Annotated in this window: 25 protein-coding genes and 1 pseudogene; 13 read left to right on the plus strand and 13 right to left on the minus strand. The window is 23.4% G+C overall.

Annotated features, from left to right (window positions below; all coding sequences use genetic code 4):
• Position 1 precedes the first annotated feature (1 nt).
• Together AAHM78_RS05630 and AAHM78_RS05635 are read right to left on the minus strand one after the other, a co-directional pair.
• Positions 2 to 547 carry a hypothetical protein gene (locus tag AAHM78_RS05630; protein ID WP_342254643.1) on the minus strand — a complete coding sequence of 182 codons (546 nt, stop codon included), beginning with the start codon at positions 545 to 547 and terminating at the stop codon, positions 2 to 4.
• A 140-nt stretch (positions 548 to 687) separates the two neighbouring features.
• On the minus strand, positions 688 to 987 hold the full coding sequence (locus AAHM78_RS05635) for a hypothetical protein (RefSeq protein WP_342254644.1): 300 nt from the start codon (positions 985 to 987) through the stop codon (positions 688 to 690).
• A gap of 180 nt (positions 988 to 1167) precedes the next feature.
• Between AAHM78_RS05635 and AAHM78_RS05640 the strand changes: the two genes are divergently transcribed.
• The 5 genes and pseudogenes from AAHM78_RS05640 (at position 1168) to AAHM78_RS05660 (ending at position 5260) form a co-directional block, all read left to right on the plus strand.
• Positions 1168 to 1884 (plus strand): IS1595 family transposase, encoded by a 717-nt coding sequence (locus AAHM78_RS05640; protein ID WP_342254241.1) that lies wholly within the window; start codon positions 1168 to 1170, stop codon positions 1882 to 1884.
• Between the two features lie 261 nt (positions 1885 to 2145).
• The gene (locus tag AAHM78_RS05645; protein WP_342254645.1) at positions 2146 to 3288 is read left to right on the plus strand and encodes an Mbov_0401 family ICE element transposase-like protein; all 1143 of its coding nucleotides are present in this window, start codon (positions 2146 to 2148) and stop codon (positions 3286 to 3288) included.
• Between the two features lie 188 nt (positions 3289 to 3476).
• Positions 3477 to 4095: pseudogene (locus AAHM78_RS05650) on the plus strand (IS30 family transposase); the annotation flags it as partial.
• 205 nt (positions 4096 to 4300) lie between these two features.
• A complete protein-coding gene (locus AAHM78_RS05655; RefSeq protein ID WP_342254646.1) occupies positions 4301 to 4441 on the plus strand; it encodes a hypothetical protein in 141 nt (46 codons plus the stop codon).
• A gap of 177 nt (positions 4442 to 4618) precedes the next feature.
• Positions 4619 to 5260 (plus strand): transposase, encoded by a 642-nt coding sequence (locus tag AAHM78_RS05660; protein WP_342254647.1) that lies wholly within the window; start codon positions 4619 to 4621, stop codon positions 5258 to 5260.
• 208 nt (positions 5261 to 5468) lie between these two features.
• Here the strand turns inward: AAHM78_RS05660 and AAHM78_RS05665 are convergent, their stop codons facing one another.
• The 8 genes from AAHM78_RS05665 to AAHM78_RS05700 all read right to left on the minus strand — a co-directional run bounded on the left by AAHM78_RS05665 (position 5469) and on the right by AAHM78_RS05700 (position 8716).
• On the minus strand, positions 5469 to 5747 hold the full coding sequence (locus tag AAHM78_RS05665; protein WP_342254648.1) for a transposase: 279 nt from the start codon (positions 5745 to 5747) through the stop codon (positions 5469 to 5471).
• Positions 5748 to 6117: 370 nt separating this feature from the next.
• Positions 6118 to 6306: a hypothetical protein gene (locus AAHM78_RS05670; RefSeq protein ID WP_342254649.1), complete on the minus strand. Its 189-nt coding sequence runs from the start codon at positions 6304 to 6306 to the stop codon at positions 6118 to 6120.
• A gap of 87 nt (positions 6307 to 6393) precedes the next feature.
• Positions 6394 to 6588 carry a hypothetical protein gene (locus tag AAHM78_RS05675; RefSeq protein ID WP_342254650.1) on the minus strand — a complete coding sequence of 65 codons (195 nt, stop codon included), beginning with the start codon at positions 6586 to 6588 and terminating at the stop codon, positions 6394 to 6396.
• 103 nt (positions 6589 to 6691) lie between these two features.
• Positions 6692 to 7156, minus strand: coding sequence for a hypothetical protein (locus AAHM78_RS05680; RefSeq protein ID WP_342254651.1), 465 nt, complete (start codon positions 7154 to 7156; stop codon positions 6692 to 6694).
• A gap of 39 nt (positions 7157 to 7195) precedes the next feature.
• Complete coding sequence (locus AAHM78_RS05685) at positions 7196 to 7678, minus strand: single-stranded DNA-binding protein (protein ID WP_342254652.1); 483 nt, start codon at positions 7676 to 7678, stop codon at positions 7196 to 7198.
• 15 nt (positions 7679 to 7693) lie between these two features.
• On the minus strand, positions 7694 to 8122 hold the full coding sequence (locus AAHM78_RS05690) for a hypothetical protein (protein WP_342254653.1): 429 nt from the start codon (positions 8120 to 8122) through the stop codon (positions 7694 to 7696).
• 14 nt (positions 8123 to 8136) lie between these two features.
• Positions 8137 to 8262, minus strand: a complete 126-nt coding sequence (locus AAHM78_RS05695) for a hypothetical protein (RefSeq protein ID WP_342254654.1) — start codon at positions 8260 to 8262, stop codon at positions 8137 to 8139.
• Positions 8263 to 8413: 151 nt separating this feature from the next.
• Positions 8414 to 8716 carry a hypothetical protein gene (locus tag AAHM78_RS05700; protein ID WP_342254655.1) on the minus strand — a complete coding sequence of 101 codons (303 nt, stop codon included), beginning with the start codon at positions 8714 to 8716 and terminating at the stop codon, positions 8414 to 8416.
• A gap of 298 nt (positions 8717 to 9014) precedes the next feature.
• Between AAHM78_RS05700 and AAHM78_RS05705 the strand changes: the two genes are divergently transcribed.
• The 6 genes from AAHM78_RS05705 to AAHM78_RS05730 all read left to right on the plus strand — a co-directional run bounded on the left by AAHM78_RS05705 (position 9015) and on the right by AAHM78_RS05730 (position 13103).
• Positions 9015 to 9425, plus strand: coding sequence for a transposase family protein (locus AAHM78_RS05705; RefSeq protein WP_342254656.1), 411 nt, complete (start codon positions 9015 to 9017; stop codon positions 9423 to 9425).
• A 118-nt stretch (positions 9426 to 9543) separates the two neighbouring features.
• Positions 9544 to 10260: an IS1595 family transposase gene (locus AAHM78_RS05710; RefSeq protein WP_342253573.1), complete on the plus strand. Its 717-nt coding sequence runs from the start codon at positions 9544 to 9546 to the stop codon at positions 10258 to 10260.
• A 112-nt stretch (positions 10261 to 10372) separates the two neighbouring features.
• Positions 10373 to 10957, plus strand: a complete 585-nt coding sequence (locus AAHM78_RS05715) for an ERF family protein (protein ID WP_342255055.1) — start codon at positions 10373 to 10375, stop codon at positions 10955 to 10957.
• Positions 10950 to 11489: a hypothetical protein gene (locus AAHM78_RS05720; RefSeq protein ID WP_342254657.1), complete on the plus strand. Its 540-nt coding sequence runs from the start codon at positions 10950 to 10952 to the stop codon at positions 11487 to 11489. Before AAHM78_RS05715 ends, AAHM78_RS05720 begins: the two co-directional genes overlap by 8 nt.
• Positions 11490 to 11492: 3 nt before the next feature.
• Positions 11493 to 11684 (plus strand): hypothetical protein, encoded by a 192-nt coding sequence (locus AAHM78_RS05725; RefSeq protein ID WP_342254658.1) that lies wholly within the window; start codon positions 11493 to 11495, stop codon positions 11682 to 11684.
• A gap of 120 nt (positions 11685 to 11804) precedes the next feature.
• Positions 11805 to 13103, plus strand: coding sequence for a hypothetical protein (locus tag AAHM78_RS05730; RefSeq protein WP_342254659.1), 1299 nt, complete (start codon positions 11805 to 11807; stop codon positions 13101 to 13103).
• A gap of 40 nt (positions 13104 to 13143) precedes the next feature.
• Here the strand turns inward: AAHM78_RS05730 and AAHM78_RS05735 are convergent, their stop codons facing one another.
• The 3 genes from AAHM78_RS05735 to AAHM78_RS05740 form a co-directional block, all read right to left on the minus strand.
• Positions 13144 to 14382 (minus strand): IS256 family transposase, encoded by a 1239-nt coding sequence (locus AAHM78_RS05735; protein ID WP_342255044.1) that lies wholly within the window; start codon positions 14380 to 14382, stop codon positions 13144 to 13146.
• A gap of 95 nt (positions 14383 to 14477) precedes the next feature.
• Positions 14478 to 14648, minus strand: a complete 171-nt coding sequence (locus AAHM78_RS16805) for a transposase (RefSeq protein ID WP_425289792.1) — start codon at positions 14646 to 14648, stop codon at positions 14478 to 14480.
• A 253-nt stretch (positions 14649 to 14901) separates the two neighbouring features.
• Positions 14902 to 15294, minus strand: a complete 393-nt coding sequence (locus AAHM78_RS05740; RefSeq protein ID WP_342254660.1) for a transposase family protein — start codon at positions 15292 to 15294, stop codon at positions 14902 to 14904.
• 499 nt (positions 15295 to 15793) lie between these two features.
• Between AAHM78_RS05740 and AAHM78_RS05745 the strand changes: the two genes are divergently transcribed.
• Both AAHM78_RS05745 and AAHM78_RS05750 read left to right on the plus strand, forming a co-directional pair.
• Entirely contained in the window at positions 15794 to 16234 is a 441-nt protein-coding gene (locus AAHM78_RS05745) for a hypothetical protein (RefSeq protein ID WP_342254608.1), read from the plus strand.
• 43 nt (positions 16235 to 16277) lie between these two features.
• Entirely contained in the window at positions 16278 to 17063 is a 786-nt protein-coding gene (locus AAHM78_RS05750; RefSeq protein WP_342254607.1) for an IS1/IS1595 family N-terminal zinc-binding domain-containing protein, read from the plus strand.
• Positions 17064 to 17074 lie beyond the last annotated feature (11 nt).

Genomic DNA, 17074 nt, shown 5'->3' on the forward strand with positions numbered 1-17074 from the left:
TCTATTTAATAGATTGAAGTGCATTTCCTCTTGCTAAATTTACAAGTTTTTCTAATTCATTAACATCAGTAATACCTGTAGTTTTTGCTTTTTCATTTAATTTTCTTTCTAATTCTTCTGGATTAATACTATTTGTATGTAAATCTAAAAGAGTTTTAGGATTAAAATCATTTGAATTAAGTTTATTTTCTTGTTTAATAGGTTCTGTTTTATCAATTAAAAAATCTTTATAATCTTCATTTATTTTATTAAATGCTTCTTGTTTTGATAAAGATTTATAATTATCAGTACTCATTAAATTTTTAATTAAATTTACTTTTTTAGTATCTTTAATATTTGAAAATAATTGTTGCTCTTCAAAACTATTAATTTTATTTTCATATTCTTTTATTTTAGTTTCATATTCAGTTAATTTAGGTTCTAATTCTTTTTTAAGAAATTCATCTTTTGCTTGAGCATATACAACATTTCTTTGTTGTTTTAAAGTTTCTTGTAATTCTTCAAAAGAATAAGTTTCTTTTTTTTCTTTAACTTCAAAATTAGACATAAAAATACTCCCTTGTTTAATAATCGCTTTTTTGATAATCCCTTGTAACTTATGTTAATAAATAACATAATCGCTTTATTAAATTATATCATTTTTACCCTTTAAAATAAAGAAAAAAAACCTATATTTATTATAGGTTTCTAATCATTATTTTCTATTTTTCTTGGTTCACAAATATTAATAATTATATTATTTTTAGTGGTATTATCTTGATAATTTTCTTGTAAATCATCAAATTCTTCTGGATGACATTTTCTTAAATATTCTCATTGATACTTTGGGTCTTGCATAGTACTTCTTAATAAATAATTAGCAATTTTTTGACATGCTTTATCATAATCTTTTAAAAATTTTTGTTGTCATTTTGTCTGGTAGCGTCGGCAATCATATATATATTTTCTATCAATTCCTAATGCTAAATTTAAACCAGTTTTTGTCATTCTTGTTGGAACATTTTTATTATCTCTAAAATATTCATGGAAATTATCCCCGCATGTACTGGTGTGGAGGAAAAAATGAATTGAAATGAATTCAATAGCATATTTCAAACTGAAAACGATTGTTTGAAATATATAGCGAAGTTGAAAATAATGAAATGCATCAGGTGTGCTTCTTCTAGTTTGAATACTTCTGATTTGAGAAGAATACGATGTTTGAACTGTAACCAAACATTTAGTATTCTTTATGGAACCATTTTTTATAAGTCACAGACCCAAATGACATCTTGGTTTTATCTCATCTTTAGATGAATAAACACAAAGCATGGCATACCAGCAACCGATGTTGCAAGGGAATTGGGTGTGACCTATAAAACAGCTTGAAGAATGTGTCATGAAATCAGGACTAGAATTGGAAATCAAGATGCGGGTTTCATTGTTGATGGCACAGCACAGATGGATGAAATGTATCTTTCGCATTTAGGTTTTAAAAAACAAGGAAGATCCTTGTTGAATAAAACTTTGATTGTTGGAGTTTATGAGAAAACCAGCAACAAACTAATCGTGAATGTGCTGAAAAATGCAGATGAAAAAAACCTTTTAAGATTTGCATTGAAACACATTTTTACTGAGTGCTGTCTATTTACGGATTCTTGGAAGGGATATGTAAGTTTCAAAAACTTCTATCCCAAACATGAAATCGTAAATCATGAAGTTGGGTATGTGTCACCAACAGGTGTAAACACAAACCAGATTGAATCAGCATGAAAGCACATCCGACGAACTTTCCGAACACACATAAGAGTTTCAAAACACAATATTCATTTATATGCAAAAGAATCAGCATATAAATTCAATAACATACCGAGTTTTGAAACTGTAATTTTGTGTTTGATTTAAATACATGCAGGGATAATTTCCTAGGTAGGCTTTTATCTCCATTTATGTGATAAAATTTAAAAATAGTACATAAAGGGATAAAAGCCATATTCATTTATTTTTTCTTTATAATTTCCTAATTCTTTTCTTTTTGCTGGCATATTATCACCTTATTTTAAAACATATATATTTAATTATATCATTTTACAATTATCATATTTCCAAACTTTTTTTCTAAAATTACTATAATAAAAATCATAAATTAAGAAAGGAAATAATATTATGAATTTTCTTAATAATGAACTTAATTATGATGAACTTGATAATCAAATTAAAAATAATGGTTTAAATTATTTCACAAATCTATTAAAAGCATATGATGATTTTTGATATCAAAATATATATGATAAAAATAAACATAAATATGTTAAAACTGCAAAAAGAAGTCCAAATACTCAATATGGTAAAATAAATGATTTTTATCGTAGAGGTTATTTAATATTAGAAACTAATAAATATTATTATCCTTTAGATGATTATATAAAACTTAAAAAAAGAAAAAGAACACTTACTAGTTTAGAACATACAATAATAAAAAATTCAGGTAATGGTAAAAGACAATCTGATGTACAAGATATAATAAAAAATAGTAATTTTTCTAAAACATATATGACTAATGTAATGAAAAATGCAGTAATAAATGTTGAAAAAGTAACAGAAAAAAAGATAGTATTACCAACTGAAAAATTATTTGTAAATATGGATGATTGTTTTATTAGTTCATTATTTAATAATAAAAAACAAAAAAATCGTATTCGTACAATTAGTGCAAATAAAGGAAAAGATTTAGAAAAATCTACTAAAAGTAGAAATGTTTTAAAAGATAAAAAAATTACTTATATGAAAACTAAAAATGGTCAAAGAATTAAAAAACAAGAATTTATTAATAAAATTTATGAATTTCTTGATTTACAATATATTTATAATAAAAGTAGTTTAGTATTTATTGGTGATGGTGCGCCTTGAATTAAAACTTCTGCTAAAAATGAAAATATTCCTTATGTAATTGATAGACATCATGCATTTAAAGCACTTAAAAAAGGATTTATTTTTAATAGAAAAATAGATAATAAAAAATTAACAAATGCATATGATTTATTTGTTAATGGTGAATATTATCAATTATTAAATTTTTTAAAAGAAAATAAAGTTGATGAACAAATATATAAATATTTTAAAAATAATAAAGAAGGTGTTATAAATCAAAAAGAAAATTGAAATCAAGGTGTTTGTGCTGAAAGTGATGTATCACATCTTGTTAAATCTTTAAAAGGATATGGTGCTAAAATTTATAATGATAAAGTACTTAATAATATGCTTATAATTAATTCAGCAAGAATTAATAAATTAAATATTTTACTTTAAATTGTTAAAATTTAATAAATCTTAAACCTAAATAGTTAGGAATTTTAGTTTTAAAATAATTAAAGTGTATACACTAAAAAACTTGTAAAATAATATAAAATAGTATATAATGTAAATACAATTAAATAATTTAATGTTGTCTTTTATTTAAAGAAAATTAAATTATAACTATTAACTTTACTCACCCAACTTTATATAACATGTTTAAAACAAATCGAATGGGTTTTGATGAAAATAACTTATTGAGAAAAGGCAAAAATAAATCTCACAAACAAAAAGAAACTAGGGGCAAAATTAATAATTGTAAGTCTATTCATGAAAGAAATTTAATCATTCCTAATATTAAAAATATACAAGAATTTGGTCATTTAGAAGGTGATACTATCATTGGCAAAGATCATAAAAGTTCTATTATTACTTTGGCTGATATATGATCAAAAACCACAATTCCTTTAGTAACTAAAAATCATAAATCAGAAAATATTACGAAAAGTATAATAAAATTTATTTCAAAGTTACAAAAAGGAACAGTTAAAACCATTACTTTTGATCGTGGTAAAGAATTTAGTAAATGAAGATTAATCGAAAAAATTTGTAATGTCAAAATTTATTTTGCAGATCCTGGTAAACCTTGCCAAAGGGGTTTAAATGAAAATAATAATGGTATTTTAAGAAGATATTTACCAAAATCTACAGATCTATCTTCATATAAAAAAATATTTAAATTTTATAGCATTTCAAATTAATTCTACACCCAGAAAATCGCTCTCTTATAAAAGACCAATAGATTTAATACAATTATTTTAAAAAACTGTCCCATTTATATTTACAACTCAGGTTTTTTCAACATAATAACTATCACCTTTAATATTAATAATAATCGTTAAATTGTTAAAATTAAAGGTTTTGCACCAAGTCTAATCAAATAATTCTTTTAATTTTCACAAAAAATCTTGATATTACTTTTAATTTAAAATTAAAAGTAATATTTTTATATGAGGGGTGATTTTTTGTGACTAATAATGAATTAATTGATGTTTTAAAAAACAAAAAAGATGAAGAATTTATAAAAATTATTAGACATTTTAAAAATAGAATTAAACAAATTGAGAAAAAAGAAAAATTAGATGCAATTGATAAAAAATTTAAATAAAAAGGAATTCAATGTCCAAATTGTAAATCTTATTGATGTGTAAAAAATGGTTTTAAGAATAATAAGCAAAAATATTTATGCAAAGATTGTAAAAGTAGCTTTGATGCTTTAAGAAATCATTTTTTACATTGAAGTCATTTATCTCATGAACAATGAGATTGAATAATTTGATTGTCATTGTTAGGTCAATCTGCTTATATTATTTCTCAATTTGCTAAAATTTCAAAAAAATCAGCATGATTTAATCGTCAAAAATTTATGAAATCATCACAATTAGCAAAAACACAAAAACCATTCACAAAATTAAAAGGTAGAATTGAAATTGATGAAACTTTTATCAAAGAAATTCATAAAGGAAATTTCAAAAATCCAGATGATCCAAGAAAAAAATGAATTGAAGAAAATGCTAAAGATTTAAACTGTTGTATTGAAATGGCAATTGATGAAAATAAAAATATTTATGCTCAAACAACAAATACTAAAAGATTAACAAAAAAATGAGTACAAGAAAATTTAACATCTAAGCTTATCGAAGAAAAATCAATTATAGTTTGTGATATGCAAATACTATATGATACAGTAGCTAAACAAACAAAATGTACTCTCAAGAAATTTAAATCAAAAGAAAATAAAGAATTAAATTATAAAAATTTAAGTAATATCAGTAAAATACAATCAAGTTTAAAAGAATTTATTACTCATTATCATGGTATTGGATTTACCAATATTCAAAATTACCTCAATTTATGAAAATTTAAATACCAACATTATAAAATATCACCTTATGCAAAATCTGAAGCATTATATTTCAGTTTGTAAAAAAAATAAATCCCAAAATTAAATAAAATCAAATTTTAGGCCAGGTTGATGATTTTTTTTATTTCATCAAGAGTTTTTTTGAAAATTAAAATATTATTTTGATTTTTTTCTTTTTTCTTGAAATTAAAATAATATGTTGATTTAGAGATCTTTAAAAAACGACACATTGTACGAATTTTATATTTACATTTATTATTGATAATAATCTCTATTTTCTGCCTATTATTAGTGCTGCTTGCTTTAAAATATCATTTTCCATTCGTAACTGTTTTAATTCTTTTCTTAATTTAATTAATTCATTTTCTTCAAGAGAACGATTATCTTTGGATTTAAAACTACCTGAATTAGTAAATTGCTTAATTCAATTATAAGTAGCTGCTCTTGTAACATTGTACTCTTTAGCAAGACAAGACACCAACTTACCACTTTGATATAAAGCTACTATTTGTTTCTTAAATTCGTCGGTATATGAGTTAATATTGGCCATAATTATAGTTCCTTTCTTTTAACTAATTTGTTCACTTGTCTACGTAATTAGTGTCCAATAAAGTGTAACCTATCCATTATGATGTTTTTCTCATAATCATAAACTCTCTTTTCACATCACGAACAATTATCACCGGTTAATGTACAAAAATTTATTTTATTATTTTGCATTTTATTTACTCCTTGAAATTTTTTGTTTTAGTTTTAATACTTTGTATTCTTTTTTAAACTTTTTAAAATTACTATTTATCATCAACAATGGTAAAAACAGAAATAAAAACATAAATAATATTAAAATTTCAATTACTTTACTTATTGGATTTAAAAATAATTTTTCAAATAATTTGATATTTAGCTTCATTATTTATTTTTTATGTATGTCCAACCATTTCCACTTCATCATCAATTTGTAAAACTTGAATGGGCAGTTGCTCTTGTTTCGAAATTTTAAATCAAAATTTACCTTGGCTTGCTTTTGCAATATAACTTTTAATAGCTTCACTAAGTTCACCAGATTGTTTATACATATCGTTTAAATTATTTAAGTCATTTAGTTGCATACCACCAACTAAGGTATATTGAACATTGTTGATAATGCCAGTAAATTTCTTTTTGACATTTTCACTGCCAGTAAAATCAGCAATGTTTTATGTTGCAATAATTAATGAGCTTTTGCATTTTCTAATTCTTTTCATTGTGTGAAATAAAAAGTCTAATGCAACACTATTATTTTCGTTAGCTAGTAAATGTGATTCATCAACAGCAATAATAATTCGTTTTCAATCTTTTTCTTGTTTATTTTCGTTGTATGACTGAGTTGCTGAAAGTTCAATTCCTAGCATTTGTAAAATCAACATCATTTGTAAATTGATTATTTTTTTATTACTATTTTCAAATAACTCTCTTAAATCAAAACAAACTATATTTGCTTTGCTTCATTGAAATTTAGTGTGACCATTTTATAGAATTAACTTTTTTGTTACTAGTTCAAGATATTATATTTAATAACTTTTCATCATCAGTGCTTTTATACAATCCTTTATCTGTTCCTACAAGGACAATACCATCATCAGTAATCACAATAGAAGTTATTGTTTTATCTGTTAAATTTCCAATACTTTTAAAATTAAAACCATCAGTGCTTTTATACAATCCTTTATCTGTTCCTAAATAAATTACTCCTGTTTTGGAAAAGGTATTGCATTTAATAATTATTCCGTCGAATTTATTTATTTGTCTAGGTACAAAAGGGTTGATATCATTTTCATTTTTAATATTAATTTCTTTATTATTTACTTGATTTGATTTAAAACCATGATTTACAACATTACTCGTAAATACTGGTTTTAAATTATTTGTACTTGTACCTACTAATGCACTAAGAGTTATTGTAGTTATTAATCTTTTCATTTTATTGGTTCTCCTTTAAATTATAGTTATTTATCACAATTAATTATCTCAAACAATAACTTCTTCAGTAAAATCCAAATCGTTATTTTCATATAGATTTTCAATTCCTGAATTATTTAAAGTGTAATTAACATTTTTAAAAGCTCTATCTAAATCAATTTTCTTATCAATTTCTATTAGTGAATTATCAGTATTAACATTATTTAAACTATTATTATCTTGCTTGCGATATTCTAAAAAAGTAACATTTTCGGCAACAACTTCAGTAATATATTGTTCTTTTCTATCTTGATTTATTATTTTTCTTACTGACAGTCTTCCTGATAACGATATTAAAGAACCTTTACCTAAATATTCACATATTTTTTCAGCAACTTTATTTCATGCAACACATGAAATAAAATCAGCTTGATTTGAAATATTATTAACTGCAATGGTAAAAAAAGTAAAAGTTTTTTCACTTTGAGTTTTATATAATTTAAAATCACGAGCAAGTCTGCCTATTAATATAACTTTGTTCATTTTTTTATTCTCCTTTTAATGTATTTTTGATTTGTTATTAATAATTATTTTTTGTTCTTTTTGTAAATTTATTAAAACTTTATAAAAATTATTAACTAACTTGTATCATTTTTGACTACTGGCTTTTATATCTTTTAATTCTTCTTCTAAATCACTAATAACGAAACCATTGATATCAAAATCTATGTCTGGATATTCATGATAAAAACTGGCTTCAGGAGTAATTCTAAAACCAAGACCAATAACATTTTCTGATTTATCTAAATAAACATCATATATTTGAATTCAAATATTTTGTTTAATTTCTTTAAATCTTTTGAATAATTCTAATTGTTCATTTTTTCATTTAATTTTTTTAAATTTACCACCACGCTTGACTTCTTTATTATCAATATAAAGGTTAAACTTTTCATTTTCTGGTTCAAAAAATACTTCTGCTGCCATTTTTTAACTCCTTTTTAAACTCTTGTTCACAAATCACGATCTCATTGATTTTTTTCTTTTCTTGACAATTTAGTTTTTTCTTTTTTATCAACTAAAATTTGTTCTTGATTTTTTTGATAATTTGTTAATTTTTGTTCCATAATTTCTCCTTGATACTATTTACCTAAATACAGTCCATAATTGCTATTTTTAGCGAGGTTTAAGAATATGAATATAAAACCATTCATATTCTTAAATCCAACACTTTTTAATTATTCAAACACTATATTATTATACATTGTTCCACATTGTTTACAAATTATGCCTTTCTTTAAAAGTTTTCAAAACAAAATCTTTTTCAATTTCTATAACTTCATTTAATAAAAAAGATTTATTAATTTTTTCATCTAAATTTTTAATATAAAACCGTCATTTTTCATTATCGGTTTTTAATCAAATAGTTTCACTTATCAGTTTTTCTAAATCTCAGACTTGGAACACTAACATCGAAGTTTGGGAAATAAAATATGCACTAAACTTATCATTTAATTTATTTTCTTTTATTCAATTTTGATACATTGATAGAAGTTCTTCTTCTTTATTTGATAACTGCATTGTTTTCACCACCTAGTTTTTTATTTTCAGTTTGTTTCATATCCCGTGATGAAATTTCATCTTTAAGAAAATGATAAGTGCAAATATGTTTATAAAAAATATTGCCATAAATCATAATTTTTATACTTCAACTTGCTTTTCTTCAACAATAATTACATTTCATGATTGAACACCCCTAATCTTTTCAAGATATTTCGTTAGATTTATTACTATTGTTATTTTGTTCATTAGACTTGGTGCAAAACCTTTAATTTTAACAATTTAACGATTATTATTAATATTAAAGGTGATAGTTATTATGTTGAAAAAATATAAAGATGATCAAGAATTTTATAGTTTAGTCGGCATAAAGCCACAAACATTTTATAAAATGCTTGAAATTTTAAAAATTGCTGAGTCTAAACAAAAATATTATGGTGGTAGAAAAAATAAAATTGTAATTGAAGAGCGTTTATTAATGACTTTAGAATATTGAAAAGACTATAGTAGTTGTAGAGTTATTGCAAAAAGATATAATATTAGTCATACTAGTTGCATTCGTAATATTTTTTGAATTGAAAATATTTTAATAAAAAGCGGAATTTTTAATTTACCCGGAAAAAAAGATTTAACAAAAAATAAAGGTACTAATAATAATTTGTTAGCTATTGATGCTACTGAAAATCCAATTGAAAGAATTAAAAAAGGAAATTATCCCCACATGTACTAGTGTGGAGGAAAAAATGAATGGAAATGAATTCAATAGCATATTTCAAACTGAAAACGATTGTTTGAAATATATAGCGAAGTTGAAAATAATGAAATGCATCAGATGTGCTTCTTCTAGTTTGAATACTTCTGATTTGAGAAGAATACGATGTTTGAACTGTAACCAAACATTTAGTATTCTTTATGGAACCATTTTTTATAAGTCACAAACCCAAATGACATCTTGGTTTTATCTCATCTTTAGATGAATAAACACAAAGCATGGCATACCAGCAACCGATGTTGCAAGGGAATTGAGTGTTACCTATAAAACAGCTTGAAGAATGTGTCATGAAATCAGGACTAGAATTGGAAATCAAGATGCAGGTTTCATTCTTGATGGCACAGCACAGATGGATGAAATGTATCTTTCACATTTAGGTTTTAAAAAACAAGGAAGATCCTTGTTGAATAAAACTTTGATTGTTGGAGTTTATGAGAAAACCAGCAACAAACTAATTGTGAAGGTGCTGAAAAATGCAGATGAAAAAAACCTTTTAAGATTTGCATTGAAACACATTTTTACTGAGTGCTGTCTATTTACGGATTATTGGAAGGGATATGTAAGTTTCAAAAACTTCTATCCCAAACATGAAATCGTAAATCATGAAGTTGGGTATGTGTCACCAACAGGTGTAAACACAAACCAGATTGAATCAGCATGAAAGCACATCCGACGAACTTTCCGAACACACATAAGAGTTTCAAAGCACAATATTCATTTATATGCAAAAGAATCAGCATATAAATTCAATAACATACCTAGTTTTGAAACTGTAATTTTGTGTTTGATTTAAATACATGCGGGGATAATTTCCTAGGTGGGCTTTTATCTCCATTTATGTGATAAAATTTAAAAATAGTACATAAAGGGATAAAATCCATAAATTTAAATTATTATGTAAAGAATTAAATATTGTGATTACACATGAAGATATATTAACAACTGATAGAAAAATAAATTATTTAGATACCAAAGAAGTAGAAATAACTTATTTTAAAAGATATACAATTATTGATTTAGATAATGATAAAGAAATTAAATATTTTGATATATTAGCATGTGCTAAAAATACAGATATAGCAAAAGCAAAAGGTAGTGCAGAAACTTATGCTTATAGATATTTTTTAATGAATTTATTATTATTAAGTGAAGATGAACTTGACCCAGATAATGATAATGTTAATTTAATTCAAAATAATAAGCAACAAAATAATTATATTAATAATAATGTAAAAATACAAAATGAAAAATGAGAACCAAGTGAAAAACAATTAGATTATTTTGAAAAATATATGATTACAAATACAGTTTTATTTGATGAATGTATAAGAGAAGATATGGAAAGATTAAATCCAAGTAATAATAAAGATTTTTTAATATTAATGGGTGAAAATTATTTAAAAGTATTATTTGATAAATTTAAAGAAATTCGTGAAAGATTTAAAAATTTAAAAAATAATAATAAAAATGAGTATAGAAATTATGAATAATTATTTACTTTCAGTAGACCCAAGTATAAAAAATACTGGATTTACTTTATGAGATATTAAATGATGTCGTGGAGGATGTGGTAAAGAAATATATCATCACCATACACCAATATGAATAAAAAGTTTTAATTTTCAAAAACAATATGATTTTTATTTAGAAGTAAAATCAAAAGTACATGATTTAATTGAAATTACAAGAAAAATTAGCAAATTTAATATAGTTATTGAACGCGGTACTTTTCATAGTAAAAATGGTATTGGTTATGAAACACAAGAACATTTACGTGGTTTTATTGCTGGACAATTTAATAAACTTATAACAAAAGATATGCTTATTAGTCAAAGTAAATTAAAAAGTTGATATAAAGAAAATTATAAAAATATCACAATAGATTATAGTAATTGAAAAAAAGAATATTCTTTAATATTGGTTAAAGATTTAATTACTTTTAATAATTGAAATATAACCGTTAATAATCATGATGAAGCAGATAGTTTATTAATTGGTTGATATTATTTAAATAAGGAGTAAATAATGAAAAAAGAAAAACAAGAAAAAGTATTATTAAAATGTATTGTTAAAGATTGTAATAGTAAAGTATTAGTTACTTTAAAAACTGCAAATATAGAAGATAGTGTGGTTCAATTTTTTAATATGTGTTATTTTCATAAAAAACAATTTAAAAATAAAATAAAAGAAATTAAAGAATATTATAAAAAAGATTAAACAAGTATAAATAAAATAATGGTGTAGAATAACCTCATAAACTTAATATAAGTTTTTAACTCATTACTTTATTTTAAAGTAAATGGGTTTTTTATGTTTAAAATAAAGAGGTATAAAATTATGAAATATTTTAATCCAAGTTATTGATTTAAATTATGATTATTATCTGCACCATTATTTAATGATAAAACACAAGGTATTAATGCTAAGTCAATTGATAATAAAAAGATTAAAGATTGAGTTAGTAACAATACCGGTTTAGAATCAATAGATGAACCAAATAGCTTTACAAATACAAGTATTAATTATCAACCATATAATTTAAATGAAACAAATCAAAATATTGACCCAATTTATCAAAAAGAATTAGAAACAAGTACACATAAACATAGACATGAAAAAAGTAGAAATAGACATAAAAGACAACCAAGAAATAATAATGAATGAGCAATTAACGTAAATATACCATTATTTTCTCAAGAAAATGTTGTTTGATGTGCTATTGCTACTTCTGAAGCAATTTTAAGAAATTTAGGATTAAATATAAATAATTTTTTAGATAGAATAAATTTAAGTAGGGAGGGCGCTGGTTTAACTGAATACTCTAGTTTCCAACATTATTTATCTGAAAGAATGAATGTTGAATATTTGAGAAATGAAAATAATGAAATTATAGGTGGTGGAGTATATTCAGAAAATGTTGTCAATATAATTAATGATATTATTACAAGTGAAAATATACAAACACAACCATATACAATACAATTTTTTCACGCACCACGTTATTTTGGGCTTCAAACAACTGCTGATAACATTCCAGGTAATACAGTTGATGAAGCAATACGTAATCAATGAAATCACTTATCAGAAACATTAAATATTGCAAGAAGTATTAGACAATTAGAAGAACAATTAGGTATTCAAAATGCAAATATAGAAGAAGCAAATCGTAGGATTAATGAACAAATTCAAGCAAATATAGAAATAAATTTTAGAGATACTTTTTTTCGTAACTTAGATTCACTAGTTCGTTCAAGTTTACAAAATAATATGCCATTGATTTTTGGTCAAGGTTTTCAGCCAACTTATAGAGCATATGGAGGGTATGCAGGACATTCTATTTTAATTGTTTCAACTTCTTCAAATGGTCATGATCCACAAGAAGATTTATCAAACATTCGTTATAGAGTTATAGACCCAGGTACTGGACAATATGCAATCTATACTGCTCGTGATTTATATTATGCTGGTGGCGATGTTTTTTCTTTAATTAGTTCAAATTCTAATAATTTACAATTACAAAATATTGGAATATATTTTGCAAATTTTCCTAATAATAATCAAGGAAATAATGCAAGATTTTTGCAAGAAATTGTAAGGCCAGCATTAAATAATTTTTTATTATTTTCTTTTATTTAGAGGCTTTTATGTAATCTGTGTATCTTTGTTTTACAAGGTACTAGTTTAGATTAATTCTGTCTTCAAATTTTATCATAAAATGAGCAATTGCTGTATTTCAATTTTGAATAGGCATTGTTCATTTTTTTGTTATATTTTCAATTGCTAAGTAAAATATTTTGAAAACCGCCATATCGTTAGGAAAAACTTTTTTATTTCTAATAACTTTTCGTAATTGACTATTAACAGATTCAATAGCATTTGTAGTATAAATTACTTTTTTGATTTCTGGAGGATAACTAATAAAAATCATTAAATTATCTCAATTTTTATATCAAGATTTAGTCATTTGAGGATATTGTTTATTTCATTTATTTTCAAACGATTCTAAAGCTTGCATTGCTTGTTCTTCACTACATGCACTATAAATTGGTTTTAAATCTGTAACTAGAGATTTTCGATGTTTGTATGAAACATATTTTAAACTATTTCTAATTTGATGAACTATGCATAATTGATGTTCGGTTTTAGGATAAACCGATTGTATTGCTTCTGACATGCCTGTTAAATTATCACTACAAGCAATAAGAATATCATTTAAGCCTCGATTTTTCATTTCTGTAAAATTAGATAATCAAAATTTAGAACCTTCATTTTCACTAATTCATAAACCTAAAACATCTTTTTTACCTTCTAAATCAACTCCTAGTGCTATATAAACTGATTTGTTAATAATCCGTTTATCTTGTCGTACTTTAACTACTATACAATCAAAATAAACAATCGGATAAATACCTTCTAATGGTCTATTTTGCCATGCTTTGACATCATCAATAACATCATCAGTAATTTGACTAATAACACTTTCACTAATATCTGCACCATGATATAACTCTTGCAACTGCATTCTAATGTCAGATACTGTCATACCTTTTGCATATAGTGAAAGAACTTTTTGATCAAAACCATCAAATCTTCTTTGTCTTTTTGGCACTATTACAGGAGTAAAATTACTATTACGATCTCGTGGTACATCAATTTCAATTTTACCTTCTTGAGTTATTAATTTTTTTGAAGTTATGCCATTACGAGCATTTTCACTATTACTATGTTGATTTTTTTCATATCCTAAATAATTTTGCATTTCAGAATTCAACATTTTTTCCACTAATCTTTTTGTTAATTCTTTATATAAACCTCCTTCTTTAAAAACTGTTGTTAAATCTTCAGTATTTTCTAGTAATAAATCTACTGCTTGTGATATTGGATCATTATTATTAATGTTTTGTTTTTTAACCATTTGTAACTCACTCTTTCTGGTCATTTAATTATATTTACTAGAATTAATTAAACATAGTTATTTTTGTAAGTTACACAGATTACTAAACATTACCTTTATTTATTAGACTTGGTGCAAAACCAAGGTAATTCCAAATTATATATTCCTGCTATTAAATTAAATCTTAATGCAAATCTTCGTATTTTATTGCGATATTTTAAACTTAAAATTTTAAAACGTTTTAGTTTAGCAAATACGTGTTCAATTTTAATTCTAATTTTACTTAAAGTTTTATTGTATTATTTTTGAATTGGTGTTAATTGATTGTATTTACTTTTTTTAAATGGCAAAAATGTATTTTTATGAATATTTTGTATACCTTGATAACTCTGGATGAATAAAAGTTTTAGATTTTAGAAGCAATTTAAAATCATGAATGCTTCCAAAAAAAAGCAGTTGAAATAATTTTTCCATTGGAAATATCAATAATTATTTGGGATTTGAGAGAATGATGTTTCTTTTTACCTGAAAAAAGTAATTTTAGTTTTTTTTAATTCTTTCAATTGGATTTTCAGTAGCATCAATAGCTAACAAATTATTATTAGTACCTTTATTTTTTGTTAAATCTTTTTTTCCAGGTAAATTAAAAATTCCGCTTTTTATTAAAATATTTTCAATTCAAAAAATATTACGAATGCAACTAGTATGACTAATATTATATCTTTTTGCAATAACTCTATAACTACTATAGTCTTTTCAATATTCTAAAGTCATTAATAAACGCTCTTCAATTACAATTTTATTTTTTCTACCACCATAATATTGTTGTTTAGACTCAGCAATTTTTAAAATTTCAAGCATTTTATAAAATGTTTGTGGCTTTATGCCGACTAAACTATAAAATTCTTGATCATCTTTATATTTTTTCAACATAATAACTATCACCTTTAATATTAATAATAATCGTTAAATTGTTAAAATTAAAGGTTTTGCACCAAGTCTAATATATTATTTATGGAGTTTTTCTTTTACATATTGATAGAAAAATGAAATTTAGTTGATTCAATTATTCTTTGTAAGTAAAACAATAATTTCTTTATATATAAAAAATATATAAAAAATATATATTATGAACTTTTAGTTTTAATTTAAATAGTTCTATTAAAAAGAGATATTGGAATAAAATCAAGAAATATAAGCGAATTGAATTAATATAGAAACATATAAATAGAACATTTAACATAAATATTAAAATTTCAAAATAAAACCTATATTTCTTTAAAAAGAAAATGAAAATATTGTGTTAATTTTAAAATATGTTTAAAAAATCTTTGGAAACTTTTCTCAATCTTTATGCAATAAAATTTTAATTATACATAATAGAGAAAACGTGTTATTAATATAAGTTTAAAAAGGAAAGAAGCAAAGACAAATGTGTCCAATAAATGATAATAGTGCCAGTATAAGAAATCAAAATATGGAATCTTTAGTGGTAGGAATAGAAAATAATAATGAAATAGTTATTACTAAAACTAAAAAAATTATTGCAGAACTTGCAAATATTAATTTAAGAATTCGTTATTATACCAATTACATTAATCAATATTGAAATAGTGATGAACAAAAATATAAAAATAAGGTAAGAATATATTTTAATGATTTAGGAGAAATTTATGAAAATTTACCAAAATTTATTAAAAAAGAAAGTGAAATAAGTTCAAATAATTGTTGTTGAAAAACTATTGAATATTTATCTTCTCCAATTGTATTGTTAACAGGTATTTCAATTAGAGTAGCACAAAGATATTTTTCAATAGCTGTAGTATCAGAAAAGTCTTTTAATTTTCACAAAAAATCTTGATATTACTTTTAATTTTAAATTAAAAGTAATATTTTTATATCAGGGGTGATTTTTTGTGACTAATAATGAATTAATTGATGTTTTAAAAAACAAAAAAGATGAAGAATTTATAAAAATTATTAGACATTTTAAAAATAGAATTAAACAAATTGAGAAAAAAGAAAAATTAGATGCAATTGATAAAAAATTTAAAGAAAAAGGAATTCAATGTCCAAATTGTAAATCTTATTGATGTGTAAAAAATGGTTTTAAGAATAATAAGCAAAAATATTTATGCAAAGATTGTAAAAGTAGCTTTGATGCTTTAAGAAATCATTTTTTACATTGAAGTCATTTATCTCATGAACAATGAGATTGAATAATTTGATTGTCATTGTTAGGTCAATCTGCTTATACTATTTCTCAATTTGCTAAAATTTCAAAAACATCAGCATGATTTAATCGTCAAAAATTTATGAAATCATCACAATTAGCAAAAACACAAAAACCATTCACAAAATTAAAAGGTAGAATTGAAATTGATGAAACTTTTATCAAAGAAATTCATAAAGGAAATTTCAAAAATCCAGATGATCCAAGAAAAAAACGAATTGAAGAAAATGCTAAAGATTTAAACTGTTGTATTGAAATGGCAATTGATGAAAATAAAAATATTTATGCTCAAACAACAAATACTAAAAGATTAACAAAAAAATGAGTACAAGAAAATTTAACATCTAAGCTTATCGAAGAAAAATCAATTATAGTTTGTGATATGCAAATACTATATGATACAGTAGCTAAACAAACAAAATGTACTCTCAAGAAATTTAAATCAAAAGAAAATAAAGAATTAAATTAGACTTGGTGCAA

Origin of the sequence: Spiroplasma endosymbiont of Zeiraphera isertana (genome assembly GCF_964030805.1) — a bacterium.
Classification (GTDB): domain Bacteria; phylum Bacillota_I; class Bacilli_A; order Mycoplasmatales; family VBWQ01; genus Spiroplasma_E.